The sequence below is a fragment of the Mumia sp. zg.B21 genome (assembly GCF_019550855.1).
In the GTDB taxonomy this organism is placed as follows: domain Bacteria; phylum Actinomycetota; class Actinomycetes; order Propionibacteriales; family Nocardioidaceae; genus Mumia.
On record NZ_JAHWCJ010000004.1, the window covers coordinates 104389 to 116291 of the forward strand.

General features: G+C 71.1%; 12 protein-coding genes. All 12 read left to right on the forward strand.

Features of this window, described 5'->3' with window-relative positions:
• The 12 genes from lysA to KV100_RS15745 all read left to right on the forward strand — a co-directional run bounded on the left by lysA (position 1) and on the right by KV100_RS15745 (position 11862).
• Complete coding sequence (gene lysA / locus KV100_RS15690; RefSeq protein ID WP_220344048.1) at positions 1 to 1398, forward strand: diaminopimelate decarboxylase; 1398 nt, start codon at positions 1 to 3, stop codon at positions 1396 to 1398.
• Positions 1399 to 1463: 65 nt separating this feature from the next.
• Positions 1464 to 2777 carry a homoserine dehydrogenase gene (locus KV100_RS15695; RefSeq protein WP_220344049.1) on the forward strand — a complete coding sequence of 438 codons (1314 nt, stop codon included), beginning with the start codon at positions 1464 to 1466 and terminating at the stop codon, positions 2775 to 2777.
• Positions 2774 to 3853 carry a threonine synthase gene (thrC, locus tag KV100_RS15700; RefSeq protein ID WP_220344050.1) on the forward strand — a complete coding sequence of 360 codons (1080 nt, stop codon included), beginning with the start codon at positions 2774 to 2776 and terminating at the stop codon, positions 3851 to 3853. Before KV100_RS15695 ends, thrC begins: the two co-directional genes overlap by 4 nt.
• On the forward strand, positions 3850 to 4776 hold the full coding sequence (thrB, locus tag KV100_RS15705) for a homoserine kinase (protein ID WP_220344051.1): 927 nt from the start codon (positions 3850 to 3852) through the stop codon (positions 4774 to 4776). Before thrC ends, thrB begins: the two co-directional genes overlap by 4 nt.
• Positions 4777 to 5075: 299 nt before the next feature.
• Positions 5076 to 7019, forward strand: coding sequence for a transcription termination factor Rho (rho, locus tag KV100_RS15710; RefSeq protein WP_374226671.1), 1944 nt, complete (start codon positions 5076 to 5078; stop codon positions 7017 to 7019).
• On the forward strand, positions 7019 to 7498 hold the full coding sequence (locus KV100_RS15715; RefSeq protein WP_220344052.1) for a glutathione peroxidase: 480 nt from the start codon (positions 7019 to 7021) through the stop codon (positions 7496 to 7498). The genes rho and KV100_RS15715 overlap by 1 nt, the downstream gene beginning before the upstream one ends.
• Positions 7495 to 7677 carry a hypothetical protein gene (locus KV100_RS15720; RefSeq protein ID WP_220344053.1) on the forward strand — a complete coding sequence of 61 codons (183 nt, stop codon included), beginning with the start codon at positions 7495 to 7497 and terminating at the stop codon, positions 7675 to 7677. The genes KV100_RS15715 and KV100_RS15720 overlap by 4 nt, the downstream gene beginning before the upstream one ends.
• 117 nt (positions 7678 to 7794) lie before the next feature.
• Positions 7795 to 8001 carry a 50S ribosomal protein L31 gene (gene rpmE, locus KV100_RS15725; RefSeq protein WP_220344054.1) on the forward strand — a complete coding sequence of 69 codons (207 nt, stop codon included), beginning with the start codon at positions 7795 to 7797 and terminating at the stop codon, positions 7999 to 8001.
• Between the two features lie 85 nt (positions 8002 to 8086).
• Positions 8087 to 9175: a peptide chain release factor 1 gene (prfA, locus tag KV100_RS15730; protein WP_220344055.1), complete on the forward strand. Its 1089-nt coding sequence runs from the start codon at positions 8087 to 8089 to the stop codon at positions 9173 to 9175.
• On the forward strand, positions 9172 to 10023 hold the full coding sequence (gene prmC, locus KV100_RS15735) for a peptide chain release factor N(5)-glutamine methyltransferase (RefSeq protein WP_220344056.1): 852 nt from the start codon (positions 9172 to 9174) through the stop codon (positions 10021 to 10023). The genes prfA and prmC overlap by 4 nt, the downstream gene beginning before the upstream one ends.
• Before the next feature lie 75 nt (positions 10024 to 10098).
• Positions 10099 to 10737: an L-threonylcarbamoyladenylate synthase gene (locus KV100_RS15740; protein WP_220344057.1), complete on the forward strand. Its 639-nt coding sequence runs from the start codon at positions 10099 to 10101 to the stop codon at positions 10735 to 10737.
• Positions 10738 to 10740: 3 nt separating this feature from the next.
• Positions 10741 to 11862 (forward strand): MraY family glycosyltransferase, encoded by a 1122-nt coding sequence (locus tag KV100_RS15745; RefSeq protein ID WP_220344058.1) that lies wholly within the window; start codon positions 10741 to 10743, stop codon positions 11860 to 11862.
• Positions 11863 to 11903 lie beyond the last annotated feature (41 nt).

The following is an 11903-nucleotide window of genomic DNA, read 5'->3' on the forward strand; positions in this document are numbered from 1 at the left end:
GTGCGTTCGCACGAGGCCGGTGCGCTGCACGGGCAGGCCGGGAGCCGGGGTCCGGCATGGCTGCGCGAGCCCGACGACACCAACGAGCTGGTGCGGCACCTGTGGTCCGACCATGTCGAGCGGCGCGAGGACGGCGAGCTGGCCGTCGCCGGCGTCGGCGCGACAGAGCTGGCCGCGGAGTTCGGGACGCCCCTCTACGTCGTCGACGAGGACGATCTCCGCGGACGCGCGCGCGCCTTCCGCGACGCGTTCGCCGGGTGGGACGTCTACTACGCCGCGAAGGCCTTCCTCTCGACCGCGATCGCGCGGTGGATCACCGAGGAGGGCCTGCGGATGGACGTGTGCACCGGGGGCGAGCTCGCCGTCGCGCTGCGTGCCGGTGTACCCCCGGAGAACCTCGGCCTGCACGGCAACAACAAGAGCATCAGTGAGATCCGCCGGTCGCTTCAGGCCGGGGTGGGCAGGATCATCGTCGACTCGCTCCTCGAGGTGGAGCGCGTCGCGACGGTCGCTGCCGATCTGGGGGTGACGGCGCGGGTGATGGTGCGGGTGACCGCCGGCGTCGAGGCACACACCCACGAATACATCGCCACCGCGCACGAGGACCAGAAGTTCGGCCTCTCCATCACCGAGGGCGACGCCTTCGAGGCGGTGCGGCAGGTGATCGAGCGGCCGTCGCTGGAGCTGCTCGGGCTGCACTCGCACATCGGGTCGCAGATCTTCGACACCGCGGGCTTCGAGGTTGCGGCGCACCGGGTGCTGGCCCTGCACGCCCGGATCTGCGCGGACCTGGGCTACGTCGCCCCCGAGCTCGACCTCGGCGGCGGCTACGGCATCGCGTACACGACCCAGGACGACCCCTCCACCCCGCAGCAGCTCGCCGACAACATGCGCGAGATCGTCGAGCGGGAGTGCCGCGGGCTGGGCGTCGCCGTCCCACGACTGTCCGTCGAGCCGGGTCGCGCGATCTCCGGGCCCTCCACGTTCACGCTGTACGAGGTGGGCACCACCAAGGAGGTGGCGCTCGACGGCGGAGCGATGCGACGCTACGTCGCCGTCGACGGCGGGATGAGCGACAACATGCGCACCGCTCTGTACGACGCCGACTACTCGTGCACGCTCGCCTCCCGTGCCTCCACGGCCACGCCGGTGCTCAGTCGTGTCGTCGGCAAGCACTGCGAGTCCGGAGACATCCTGGTCAAGGACGAGTTCATGCCGTCCGACGTGGCCCCGGGCGACCTGATCGCGGTGCCTGGCACCGGCGCGTACTGCCGCTCGCTGGCCTCCAACTACAACCACGTCCCACGCCCCGCGGTGGTCGCGGTCAAGGACGGGGCCGCTCGGCTGATCGTGCGCCGGGAGACCGAGGACGACCTGCTGCGCCTCGACGTCGGCTGACCTGCCTGTCGCTCATGCGCCGGACACCGGCGTCCGGCGCCCGCCTCCACGACTAGGCTGGCCCTGTGACCTCCCACCCTGATCAACCTCGCACCCTGCGCGTGGCGCTGCTCGGGCACGGCGCCGTCGGCAGCGAGGTGGCTCGCCTGCTCACCCGTGACGCCGACGAGCTGGCCCAGCGTGTCGGTGCCCGCCTCGAGCTGGTCGGCGTCGCCGTCAACAGCGCGCGCAGCGACCGCGAGACCGTCTTCGACGCGGCGCTCCTGACCACCGACGCGATGTCGCTGGTCACGCGCGGGGACGTCGACGTGGTGATCGAGCTGATCGGGGGCATCGAGCCTGCCCGGTCGCTGGTGCTGGCGGCGCTCGAGCATGGAGCATCGGTGGTCACGGGCAACAAGGCGCTCCTCGCCGAGGACAGCACCACGCTCTTCGCCACGGCCGATGCCGCCGGTCGCGACCTGTCGTACGAGGCGGCCGTCGCCGGAGCGATCCCGATCGTCCGGCCGCTGCGCGAGTCGTTGACCGGCGACCACGTGCGTCGTGTCCTGGGCATCGTCAACGGGACCACCAACTTCATCCTCGACGCGATGACGAGCACCGGCCAGAGCTTCGACGAGGCGATCGCGGAGGCCCAGCGTCTCGGGTTCGCCGAGGCCGACCCGACCGCCGACGTCGAGGGCTTCGACGCCGCCGCGAAGGCAGCCATCTTGGCGAGCCTCGCGTTCCACACCCGGGTGACCATCGACGACGTCCACCGCGAGGGCATCAGCAGCGTCACCGCGGCAGAGATCGCCTCGGCCGACGACATGGGCTGCGTCGTCAAGCTGTTGGCGATCTGCGACCAGAGCTCGGACGGTCAGGCGGTCTCCGCCCGAGTCCACCCCGTGATGATCCCCAAGGACCACCCTCTCGCCAGCGTGCGCGGGGCCTACAACGCGGTCTTCGTGGAGAGCGAGTCCGCCGGACAGCTGATGTTCTACGGTCCCGGCGCAGGGGGGTCCCCGACGGCGAGCGCCGTCCTCGGCGACGTCGTGGCCGTGGCCCGCAACCGGCTGCTCGGGGTGACCGGCCCGCCCGAGCGGACCCACGCCCGTCGCCGCGTCCTCGGCATCGGCGACGCCCTGACCCGCTACCACATCGCCCTCGACGTCGACGACAAGGCAGGCGTGCTCGCCTCGGTCGCCCTGGCGTTCGCGGAGAACGAGGTCTCGATCTCGGCCGTCCAGCAGGAAGGCCACGGCGACGACGCCCAGCTCGTCGTCATCACCCACACCGCGACCGACGCCGCGCTCTCGCGCACGGTACGACAGCTCCGTGACCTGCCGATGGTCCGTGACGTGTCGTCGGTGATGCGGGTCGAAGGAGAAGGACTGTGACCGAGCAGCACGGTACCCGCCTGTGGCGCGGCGTGATCGACGAGTACCGCGACCGTCTCCCCGTCGTCGGGGACACGCCGGCGGTGACGCTGGGGGAGGGTGGCACGCCCCTGGTCCACTCCGGCTGGCTCTCTGAGATCACGGGCTGCGACGTCCACCTGAAGGTCGAGGGGAGCAACCCCACGGGCTCGTTCAAGGACCGTGGCATGACGGCCGCGATCACGGTGGCAGCGGCCGAGGGGGCCGAGGCGGTCGTGTGCGCGTCGACCGGTAACACGTCGGCGTCGATGGCTGCCTACGCCGCCCGCGCCGGCCTGCGCCCCATCGTCCTCGTCCCACAGGGCAAGATCGCCGCGGGCAAGATGGCTCAGGCCCTGATGTTCGACTCCCTGGTCGTGCAGGTGCGCGGCAACTTCGACGACTGCCTCGACATCGCCCGCGGGCTCGCCGACAGCTACCCCGTCGCGCTCGTCAACTCCGTCAACCCGGTGCGGATCCAGGGCCAGAAGACGGGCGCCTTCGAGGTGGTCGACGCCCTCGGCGACGCGCCGGACCTGCACGTCATGCCGGTCGGCAACGCCGGCAACATCTCGGCGTACTGGCTGGGCTACAGCGAGTACGCCGCCGACGGCGTGGCGACGCGCCGTCCGCAGATGTGGGGCTTCCAGGCCGAGGGTGCGGCACCGCTCGTGCTCGGTGCTCCGGTGCCCGACCCCGAGACGGTCGCCAGCGCCATCCGGATCGGCAACCCCGCCTCCTGGAACCTCGCGGTCGCCGCGCGCGAGGAGTCCGGCGGACGCATCGCCTCGGTGTCGGACCGCGAGATCCTCGACGCGCAGCGCGAGCTGGCCCGGCACGACGGCGTGTTCGTCGAGCCGGCGTCGGCCGCCGGCGTGGCCGGGCTGCTCAAGGCCACGGCTGCGGGTGAGGTGCCGACCGGCGCCACGGTGGCGGTCGTCGTCACCGGCAACGGCCTCAAGGACATCGACACGCCCTTGACCCATCTCGGCGACATCGCCGAGAACGTCGTGGACGCCGATGTCCGCAAGGCGGCCGAGCTCGCCGGTCTGGCATGAGCCCCTTCGTCTCGGGGCCGGTGACGGTGGTGACCCCGGCCTCGTCGGCGAACCTCGGCCCCGGCTACGACACCCTCGGCCTCGGACTCGGCCTCTACGACGAGGTCACGGCCGAGGTCGTAGGCGGGTCAGGGCTCGAGGTGACGGTCGAGGGCGTGGGTGCCGACGACGTGCCTCGTGACGAGTCGCACCTCGTGGTCCGCGCCCTGCGCGCCGTCTTCGACGAGGCCGGCCTCGACCAGCCGGGTCTGCGGGTGCGCTGCCTCAACCGCATCCCGCACGCGCGTGGGCTCGGGTCGAGCTCCGCGGCGATCGTCGGCGGGATCTCCGCGGCGCGGGCGCTGTTGACCGCGACCGCTCCCGGGACGATCGCGCCGCCCGGCGCGGTGACGGTGGACGACGCCAGCGCACTCCAGCTGGCGACCCGGATCGAGGGTCACCCGGACAACGTCGCTGCCGCACTCCTCGGCGGCCTCACCATCGCCTGGGACGACGGTGCCCGGACACGTGCCGTACGCCTCGACGTGCAGGCCTCCGTGGTGGCCTTCGTGCCCCCGGACGGGGTGAGCACCGAGGTTGCGCGCGGGCTGCTGCCCGACCAGGTCCCGCACGCCGACGCCGCCCGCAACGCCGGTCGCGCGGCGCTGCTCGTGGCCGCGTTCGACGGGCGGCCCGAGCTGCTGCTCGACGCGACCGAGGATGCGCTGCACCAGGCGTATCGGGCGCCGGCGATGCCCGCGTCGTACGCGCTCGTGCAGGAGCTGAGGGCTGACGGCGTCCCGGCGATCATCTCCGGCGCCGGCCCGACCGTGCTGGCCTTCGCGACCGACATCTACGAGGCGGCGCCGCTGGTCGGACGCGCGCCCGAGGGTTGGGCGGCGCTCCCGCTCGAGATCGCCGCCCGCGGCGCCTGCCGGGCCTGACCGATCCTCGGAGGGCGCTGTCTCACCATCTGTTCACCAGGGGAACATGTGGACTGTGGGGGGTGTTACAGTCGCATCGGGTGATCCGAGAGGGTACGACTCGCTTGCACCTCCTCGACCCCATCTCTCCCCGCATCCTCCTGACGTCCGTCGATGTTCAGAAGTTCCAGGACCGCGTGGGAACCGCACATGCTTGTCCGCCTCCGGTTCACGGGGTCGGGCCTGGCGGTCCGCTACCTCGTACGGACCGCTCACAACGAGCGGCGCCCGAGTGCCGCCTGACGTGGGAAGGACCTCACGTGACCGAAACACCCACCCTGCTCGGTGGCGCCGGCGAGCCCGCAGCCGAGCCCGTGGCGAAGACCTCCCGTCGACGGGGGACCGGCCTCAACGCCATGGTTCTCCCGGAGCTGCAGCAGATCGCCTCCGGCCTCGGCATCAAGGGGGTCGGCAAGATGCGCAAGGGCGCGCTGATCGAAGCCATCCAGTCTGCACAGGGCGGCTCGACCACCGCGGCGCCGGCGCGTACGAGCGCTCCCGAGGCGACCACGCCCGAGGCGGCCGCCGCGACGACCGAGAGTGCCCCTCGCGCGGAGACGCGTGAGGATCGTGGCCAGCAGGCCCGCGGCGACAAGGCCCGCGAGGACCGCGGCGGCGACAAGCCCCGCGAGGACCGGGGCGACCGCGGCGGCGACAAGGCCCGCGAGGACCGGGGCGACCGCGGCGGCGACAAGCCCCGTGAGAACCGGGGCGACCGCGGCGGCGACAAGCCCCGCGAGGAGAAGCCTCGGGAAGAGCGCGCGGAGAAGTCCCGCGACGACCGCAGCGGCGACCAGAATGCTGCCGACGCCCAGCGCGCCGACAAGACCGAGAGCCGCGACCGCGGTGACGCCGACCGCGGCAACGACCGCGACGGCGAGGGCGGCGGACGCCGCCGAAACCGCAACCGCAACCGCAACCGCAACCGTGATCGCGACCGCAGCGACCGGGGCGACCGGGGCGACCGCAGCGACCGGGGCGACCGGGGCGACCGGGGTGACCGCAGTGAGCGGACCGGGCGCGAGTCCGAGCCAATGGTGGGCGACGACGATGTCCTCATCCCCGCTGCCGGCATCCTCGACGTGCTCGACAACTACGCGTTCGTGCGCACCAGCGGCTACCTGCCCGGCGAGAACGACGTCTACGTCTCGCTGTCGATGGTCCGCAAGTGGGGCCTGCGCAAGGGCGACGCGATCGTGGGTCAGGTGCGCCAGCCCCGTGAGGGCGAGCGCAAGGAGAAGTTCAACCCCCTGGTCAAGATCGAGTCGGTCAACGGCATGACGATCGAGGAGGCCAAGCAGCGGGTCGAGTTCTCCAAGCTCACCCCGCTCTACGCCTCGGAGCGGCTCCGCCTGGAGACCGAGCCGACCCAGCTCGCGGGCCGCATCATCGACATCGTGTCGCCCATCGGCAAGGGCCAGCGCGGACTCATCGTGTCGCCCCCCAAGGCCGGCAAGACGATGGTGATGCAGCAGATCGCCAACGCGATCACGACCAACAACCCCGAGTGCCACCTGATGGTCGTCCTCGTCGACGAGCGCCCGGAGGAGGTCACCGACTTCCAGCGCACCGTCAAGGGCGAGGTCATCGCGTCGACCTTCGACCGGCCGGCCACCGACCACACGACGGTCGCCGAGCTGGCGATCGAGCGCGCCAAGCGTCTCGTCGAGCTCGGGCACGACGTGGTCGTCCTGCTCGACGGCATCACGCGCCTCGGACGTGCCTACAACCTTGCCGCCCCGGCGAGCGGGCGCATCCTCTCCGGTGGCGTCGACTCGTCGGCGCTCTACCCGCCGAAGCGGTTCTTCGGCGCCGCTCGCAACATCGAGGACGGCGGGTCGCTGACCATCCTCGCCACCGCGCTGGTCGAGACCGGCTCGCGGATGGACGAGGTGATCTTCGAGGAGTTCAAGGGCACCGGCAACATGGAGCTGCGTCTCCGCCGCGAGTTCGCCGACAAGCGGATCTTCCCGGCGATCGACGTGGAGTCCTCCGGCACCCGGCGCGAGGAGCTCCTGATGAGCCGCGAGGAGCTGTCCATCATCTGGAAGCTGCGTCGCGTGCTGTCGGGCCTGGACGGTCAGCAGGCCCTGGAGCTCATGATCGAGAAGCTCAAGACGACCAAGAGCAACGTCGAGTTCCTCATGCAGATCAACCAGAGCACCCCCGCCACCGGACGCCGGGGCAATGGGGACGACGACTGATGAGCAGCGTCTACGACTTCCGCGCCGTCGACATCGACGGCACGGAGCGGGATCTCGACGAGTTCCGGGGTAAGGCGGTCCTCGTCGTCAACACGGCGAGCAAGTGCGGCTTCACCCCGCAGTACGAGGGGCTTGAGAAGCTGTACCGGGAGTACCAGGACGAGGGCCTCGTGGTGCTCGGCTTCCCGTGCGACCAGTTCCGCAACCAGGAGCCGGGCGACGAGGCCGAGATCAAGGAGTTCTGCTCCCTGACCTACGACGTGACCTTCCCCATGTTCGCCAAGGTCGACGTCAACGGGCCGGAGGCGCACCCGCTCTACCAGTGGTTGCGCGACCAGAAGTCGGGCGTCCTCGGTGACCGGATCAAGTGGAACTTCACCAAGTTCCTCATCGACCCCGAGGGCAACGTGGTGGACCGCTATGCGCCCACCACCAAGCCCGAGGACCTCGCCGACGACATCGAGAAGCTCCTGCGGTGAACCCTCTGGTGGTCACGGTGGTGCTGCTCAACGCACTCGCCGGGGCCTCGGTGCTGTTCGCGCTGACCGAGGCCAACAAGGGTGTGCCGATCTCCGAGACCGCGGTCTACCTCACCGTCGCGGTGGGGCTCATGGCGCTCTCGGTGATCCTCCTGGCGGGCTCGATGATCGCGGCCTGACCAGGGAATGCAACCCCGACGATTCGTGTTTCACCGAGCGACGGTGGCACAATGCCTACGGCTCTGGTTCACGGCCCGACCAGCGGGACGACCCAGCGGCTGACGAGAGGAAGACACATGAAGCACGACATCCACCCCAAGTACGTCGCGACCGAGGTCTCCTGCACCTGCGGCAACACGTTCACGACCCGCAGCACCTCGACCGAGGGCGTCATGCGCGTCGAGACCTGCTCTGCCTGCCACCCGTTCTACACGGGCAAGCAGCGCATCCTCGACACCGGCGGCCGCGTCGCCCGCTTCGAGAAGCGCTACGGCAAGAAGTAACCCCGTCGCGGCGCCGGCCACGCACCTCGCGTGCGCCGGCGCCGTTGTCATGTCAGGACCCGTTACGCAGGGAGGGAGGAGACCGATGAGCAACCGGTTCGACGCCGTGGAGTCGCTCGTGCGCGAGCACGCCGACCTCGAGACGCAGATGGCCGATCCCGCCGTCCACTCCGACCCTGCGCGCGCCAAGCGGCTCGGCCAGCGCTATGCCGAGCTCACGAGCATCGTCCGGACCTACCACGACTGGCAGCAGACGGTGGACGACGTCCAGGCCGCGCGTGAGCTCGCCGACGAGGACCCCGACTTCGCCTCCGAGGTGGCGTCCCTCGCGAGCCGCGAGCACGACCTCGCTGAGCGGCTGCAGCGCCTCCTGGTCCCGCGGGACCCCGCCGACTCCAAGGACGCGATCCTCGAGATCAAGGCGGGCGAGGGTGGCGAGGAGTCCGCGCTGTTCGCCGGCGACCTGCTCCGGATGTACCTGCGCTGGGCGGAGAGCCGCGGCTGGAAGACCGAGCTGATCGACGAGAACGCCTCCGACCTCGGCGGCTACAAGTCGGTGACGGTCGGCGTGAAGGCCAAGGGAAGGCCCGAGCCGGGGGAGGCGCCGTACGCGAAGCTCAAGTTCGAGGGCGGCGTCCACCGGGTCCAGCGCGTGCCCGTGACAGAGTCGCAAGGCCGCGTCCACACCTCCGCCGCCGGCGTGCTCGTCCTCCCCGAGGCCGAGTCCGTCGATGTCGACGTCAACGAGAACGACCTCCGGATCGACGTCTTCCGGTCGTCGGGGCCGGGCGGGCAGAGCGTGAACACGACCGACTCCGCCGTCCGGATCACCCACCTTCCCACCGGCATCGTGGTGAGCTGCCAGAACGAGAAGAGCCAGCTCCAGAACAAGGAGCAGGCGCTGCGGATCCTCCGCTCGCGGCTGCTGCAGGCCGCTCAGGACGCCGCCGACGCCGAGGCCTCGGACGCCCGCCGTTCACAGGTCCGCACGGTCGACCGCTCCGAGCGGATCCGGACCTACAACTTCCCCGAGAACCGCATCTCCGACCACCGCGTGGGCTTCAAGGCCTACAACCTCGACCAGGTGATGGACGGCGCGCTCGACGACGTCGTGGAGGCCTGCGTCGATGCCGACCTCGCCGCGCGGCTCGCCGCCGTCGAGAGCTCGGCGTGACCCAGGTCCGTACGGCACTGGCCGACGCCGCCCGTCGGCTCGCCGAGGCGGGGGTCGCCTCGCCGCGCAACGACGCCGAGCTGCTCCTCGCCCACGTGCTCGGGACGGGGCGGTCGGGTCTGCTGCTCGTGGACGGCATCGACGACGCACAGGCGACGGCGTACGAGGAGCTGGTCGTCCGCCGTGCGGCCCGAGAGCCGCTGCAGCACCTGACGGGCTCGGCCGCCTTCCGCTACCGCGACCTGGCCGTAGGCCCGGGGGTCTTCGTGCCCCGCCCCGAGACCGAGTCGCTGGTCGAGTGGGGCCTGTCGGTCCTCGACTCGTTCGAGGTCGAGCACCCCGTGGTCGTCGACCTCGGGACGGGATCCGGTGCGATCGCCGGTGCCGTCGCCTCCGAGCGGCCGCACACCCGCGTCCACGCCGTCGAGCTGGGCGACGCGGCCTTTGCCTACGCCGAGAACAACCTGGCCGGCCTCGGCGTCGACCTTCGCCACGGTGACCTCGCGGAGGCGTTCCCCGACCTCGACGGGACCGTCGACCTCGTCCTGGCCAACCCGCCGTACATCCCTCTCACGGCGTGGGAGTCGGTCGCCGTCGAGGCCCGTGACCACGATCCCGACCTGGCGCTGTGGTCGGGGGAGGACGGGCTCGACGCGATGCGTGACGTCGCCGCGACGGCGGCTCGGCTGCTTCGCCACGGCGGCTGGGTCGGCGCCGAGCACGCCGACGTTCAGGGGGCCTCCGCGCCCGCCGTCTTCGTCGCGCACGGTGCCTTCGAAGAGGTCCGCGATCGCGCCGACCTGGCCGGGAGGCCGCGGTTCGTCACCGCGCGCCGCGCTCGTCGGTAGGGACCTCCCGCCCTGTTGCCGCCCCAACCAGCAGGGGTACGGCGGGTCCAGGACCGGTGCTGGCACGATGGCCCTGTGAGCGAACGGTTCTCCTGCCTCGACGACGACCAGCGTGACGCCGGGCTGGAGGCTGCCCGGGCGGCGATCCGCGACAACGCCCTGGTCGTGATGCCGACCGACACGGTCTACGGGATCGCCGCGGACGCCTTCGAGCCCGAGGGGGTCGCAGCACTGCTGGCCGCCAAGGGACGCGGCCGGCACATGCCGCCCCCGGTCCTCGTCGCCTCCACCACCACGCTCGACGCGCTGGCGTCACGGATGGAGCCGTACGTGCACACGCTGGCCGAGGCGTTCTGGCCCGGGCCGCTGACCCTGATCTGCCGCCAGCAGGAGTCGCTGGTGTGGGACCTCGGCGAGACACGAGGGACCGTGGCGATCCGCATGCCCGCGGACGAGAACGCCCTGGCGCTGCTGCGCCGTACGGGGCCGCTCGCCGTGTCGAGCGCCAACCTCACCGGGCGTCCCGCCGCCACCACGGTCGAGGAGGCCGAGGAGCAGCTCGGCGAGAGTGTCGCGGTCTATCTGGACGGCGGGCCTGCGGGCAGCGGCGTGCCCTCGACGATCGTCGACTGCACGGGCGACCTCCCGAGAGTCGTGCGCTCCGGCGCGATCACGGTCGAGCAGATCGTCGAGCTCGGGGTCGAGGTCGGCTGACCCGTGCGCGAGTATCTCGTCGTCTTCCTCGTCGCCGTCGCGGTGACCTATGTCCTGGCCGTCCTGGCGCGCGAGAGTGCGATGAGGGTCGGGGCCTACGCGCGGGTGCGCGACCGCGACGTGCACGCCATCCCCATCCCGTACTTCGGCGGGATCGCGATGCTGCTCGGCCTGCTCGCGGCCTACCTGGTGGCGTCGCAGATGCCGTTCCTGTCGCGCTCGGAGGACGCCGTGCTCTCGGACGCGGGCGCAGTGATGGTCGGGGCGACGGTCATCACGGTCGTCGGCGTGATCGACGACATGTACGAGCTGGACGCGCTCACGAAGTTCGCCGGACAGGTCCTCGCCGCGGTCATCACGGTGTCGATGGGCGTGCAGCTCGTCTATCTCCCGCTCCCGGGAACCACGTGGGCGATCGATCCGCTCCAGTCGATCTTGTTCTCCGTCCTGACGATCGTCATCTGCGTCAACGCGGTGAACTTCGTCGACGGGCTCGACGGTCTGGCCGCCGGCGTCGCCGGCATCGGAGCGGTGTCGTTCTTCATCTTCGCCTTCGTCCTCGTCTCCGAGAACCGGCAGACGAACGCGATCGCCGCGGCGATGCTGTGCGCCGCTCTCGCCGGCGTCTGCGCGGGGATCCTGCCGCACAACTTCAACCCTGCACGGATGTTCATCGGCGACGCCGGAGCGATGCTCCTCGGCTTCGTGCTGGCGTGCTCGGCCATCTCCTTGTCGGGTAGGTTCTCGGCTGCCGAGGCGATCCAGGGCCTCGGCGGCGCCCAGGCGTCGCTCTTCCCCGCCCTGCTGCCGCTGCTGCTTCCCTTCGCGGTGCTGCTCGTCCCGTTCGTGGACATGCTGATGGCGGTCGTACGCCGTACCCGTGCCGGGCGCTCGCCGTTCGCGCCCGACAAGCTGCACATGCACCACCGGTTGCTGGAGATCGGCCACTCGCACCGCCGGGCGGTGCTGGTCATGTACATGATCTCGGGGGTCGTGGCCTTCGGCGCCGTGGCACTCGGCCTGATCGGGGGATGGCGCGCGGTGGCGGGGGTGGCCGTCATGGTCGTCGTCACAGCGCTGGCGGTGTTCTGGCTACCCCGCGCAGGGCGGCCTCGCAGCGCGTGAGACTCTGATGGGGAGTCTGATTTTGGCGTGAAAGATCCCTT